Genomic DNA, 2459 nt, shown 5'->3' with positions numbered 1-2459 from the left:
GTCGACGACGGCGACGGCCCGCCGCGCGTCCACCACCCCGCCCCCACCCGATCGGAGCCCCTGCATGACCTCGCGTGAGCTGCTCGCCGCCCTCAGCCGCCGCCTCGGCGACCCCGCCCTCGACGCGGCCGTCCTCGGCGAGGGCAACACCTCGATGCGCGAGGGCGACATGATGCTGGTCAAGGCCTCGGGCGCCGTGCTCGGGGCCGCCCGCCCGGAGGACTTCGTGCCGCTGGTGCTCGCCGAGGCGCGCGAGCTCATCGACGACGAGCGCGCGACGGGCGCCGATGTCGACCGCTACTTCGACCGGGTCGCGGAGGCGGAGGGACGACGGCCCTCGGTCGAGGCGCTGCTGCACGTGGTGCTCTACGACCAGACGCCGGCGCGGGTGATCGCCCACGCGCATCCGACCGCGGTGAACGCCGTGCTGTGCTCGCAGAGACCCGAGCTACTGGTGGAGGGTGCGCTGTTCCCCGACCAGATCGTGGTGCTCGGAGCGACCCCGCTGCTGGTGCCCTACATCGATCCGGGTCTCGCCCTCGCGCGGGAGGTGCGGGCGCGGCTCGCGGCGCACATCGACGCCCACGGCTCACCGCCCGTCACCGTGTACCTGCAGAACCACGGGATGTTCGCCACCGGCGCGACGGCCGACCAGGTCATCGGTATGACCGCGATGGCGCAGAAGTGCGCGCGGGCGATCATCGGTGCCGAGACGCTGGGCGGGGTGCGGTTCATGCCGGCCGACGAGGTGCGGCGCATCGACACCCGGCCCGATGAGATCTACCGGCGGGCGCTGCTCGCAGAAGGAGGGGAACGATGAGCGGTGTGTCGGTGAAGGACCGGGTGGCGCTGCTGACCGGGGCGAGCTCGGGCATCGGGCTGGCGACCGCGCAGGCGCTCGCGGCAGCCGACTGCCATGTGGTCGCTGTGGCGCGCGACGAGCAGCGGCTCGCGGCGCTCGCCGCGGAGCATCCGGAGCGGGTCACAACGATCGCCGCCGATGTGTCGGAGCCGCAGAGCGCCGAGGACGTCGTGGCCGAGACCCTGCGCCGCCACGGCCGCCTCGACATCGTGCTGCCCAACGCGGGGATCTATCTCGGCGGCGATCTCGCCGATGCGACGGTCGCTCAGATCGCGGCGGTGGTGGCCACCAACGTCACCGGTGTGATGGCGCTGGTGCGCGCGGCGCTTCCCCCGCTGCTGGCGCAGGGCAGCGGCGACATCCTCGTCACGAGCTCGGTGTCGGGGCACCAGGACATCGAGTGGGAGCCGGTGTACTCCGCCAGCAAGCACGCCGTGCAGTCGTTCGTGCACACGGTGCGTCGTCAGTACGCCGACAGCGGGGTGCGCATCGGGGCGATCGCGCCCGGGGTCGTCCTCAATCCGCTGTGGGGCTTCGCGCACGGCTCGCCCGAGGAGGCGGAGCGCATCGCCGAGGGCACGGGCATCCGGTCGTCGGACGTGGCGGATGCGATGCTGTTCATGCTGACCAGGCCGGCGCACGTGGTCGTGCGCGACCTGGTGCTGCTGCCGACCGGGCAGCCGATCTGAGCGAGGGGGACCAGCCGTGACCGAGCCGCGTGCGCTGCCGGAGGAAACAGCCGGGCCCGTCGTGACGCTGACGGCGGCCGGGGCGATCGATGCCACGTACCGGCTGCCCGTCCCGCTCGAGCGCGGAGCCTTCGTGCGCGCGTCCGGCTGGGAGCGGGAGGTCAGCGGCAAGGGCGTGAACGTGTCGGCGGCGCTGCGCGCGGCCGGGGTGGCCACCGCGGCGGTGGTGGTGCTCGGGGCGGACGACGTGGCGTTCGCGGCGCAGTCGCCGCTGGCCGACGTGCTGCGGATCGTGACCGTGCCGGGGGCCACCCGGGTCAACACGTCGATCATCGATGCGGGCGGTGCCACCACGAAGGTCAACGCGCCGACGCCGCCGCTCACACCCGCGGCCTGGGACGAGACGCGGTCCGCCGTGGTGGGGGCGTGCCGCGCGCTCGCTGCCTCGTGGCTGGTGGTGTCGGGCACGCTCCCGGAGGTGACCGGCGCTGAGGCCCGGATCGCCGATGTCGTACGCGCGGTGCGCGGCACCGGGGTGCGCGTGGCCGTGGACACCAGCGGCACCGCGCTCGCGGAGCTGGTGGCCGACCCGGCGGGGGTGGCGCTGCTGAAGCCGAACACGCACGAGCTCGCCGAGCTCGTGGGGCGTCCGCTGCGCACGGTCGGCGAGGTGACGGCGGCCGCGCGCGAGCTGGTCGCCCGCGGTGTCGCCACGGTGTACACGAGCATGGGGGCCGACGGCGTGCTGGTCGTGACGGACGCGGCGGTGATCCACGCGCGGGCGGTCGCTCCGGCCGTCGTGAACACGGCCGGCGCGGGCGATGCCTCTCTCGCCGGGTTCCTGCACGGTCTCGGCGGCGCGTCCGGGGGACGGGCGGCGCTGACGACGGCGGCGGCGCCCGTCCCCC

3 protein-coding genes are annotated in these 2459 nt (G+C 74.5%); all 3 read left to right on the top strand.

Annotated features, from left to right (window positions below):
* The first annotated feature begins 64 nt into the window (after positions 1-64).
* Positions 65-820: a class II aldolase/adducin family protein gene (locus DW309_RS07055; protein WP_136044958.1), complete on the top strand. Its 756-nt coding sequence runs from the start codon at positions 65-67 to the stop codon at positions 818-820.
* A complete protein-coding gene (locus DW309_RS07050; RefSeq protein WP_136044957.1) occupies positions 817-1551 on the top strand; it encodes an SDR family oxidoreductase in 735 nt (244 codons plus the stop codon). The genes DW309_RS07055 and DW309_RS07050 overlap by 4 nt, the downstream gene beginning before the upstream one ends.
* Before the next feature lie 16 nt (positions 1552-1567).
* Positions 1568-2459: 1-phosphofructokinase family hexose kinase (locus tag DW309_RS07045; RefSeq protein WP_136044956.1), on the top strand; the 892-nt coding region annotated here is incomplete at its 3' end.

The organism is Microbacterium sp. K41, assembly GCF_004794395.1.
GTDB lineage: Bacteria > Actinomycetota > Actinomycetes > Actinomycetales > Microbacteriaceae > Microbacterium > Microbacterium sufflavum.
This window is presented reverse-complemented; position numbering and strand designations above follow the sequence as displayed.